Annotated in this window: 1 pseudogene; it reads left to right on the top strand. The window is 68.8% G+C overall.

What is annotated here, in order from left to right:
* Positions 1-63: 63 nt before the first annotated feature.
* A pseudogene (locus tag L0D17_RS13225) lies at positions 64-603 on the top strand (transposase); the annotation flags it as partial.

Here is a 603-nt window from a genome sequence, read left to right as displayed (position 1 = left end):
TCAAGGATATGCAACCGGGGGTATTGAAAAGGGCTGTGGGGTTCCCGTCTTATGACGGGTAGGATGACGACCACAGCCCAATCCCTACTTTCCGCCATCCTGGCCCGCCTGTCCAGCCCCCACCTCCAAGCCTCCCTCAAAGCCCTCCTCCTCCTTCTCCTCCAAAGCCACGGCAAAGCCAGGCCCCAGCACAGCCCCACCAAGTCCCCCGCCGCACCCGCCGCGCCCGTGGGGAGGAGGCGAGGCCCCAAGCCCAGGCTCCTGGTGGTCCTGGACCTGGTCACCCTGGCGAAGCGGGGTCGGTTCCCCGTCCCGCCCCCTTGGCTTCCCAAAGCCTTCCGCCTCTTGGTGGTGGCGGATGCCGCCTTCGGCACCCTCCGCTTCCTGGCGGGGGCGAGGGGCATGGGGCTGGAGGTGATCGTGGGGATGCGGCGGGACCGCAAGACGGTGGGGGGCCTTGCCCTCTCCCAGCTGCGCCGCCAGGGGAGCCGGGTGTACCTCCGGGGTCTGCGGTTTCCCGTCTATGTGTCCTGGTACCGGTACCCGCTTCCCGAGGGTGGATGGGTGTGGCGGTACGTGGTGGCCACCTTTCCCGCCACGCCC

It is taken from the genome of Thermus thalpophilus (assembly GCF_022760915.1).
Classification (GTDB): domain Bacteria; phylum Deinococcota; class Deinococci; order Deinococcales; family Thermaceae; genus Thermus; species Thermus thalpophilus.
This window is presented reverse-complemented; position numbering and strand designations above follow the sequence as displayed.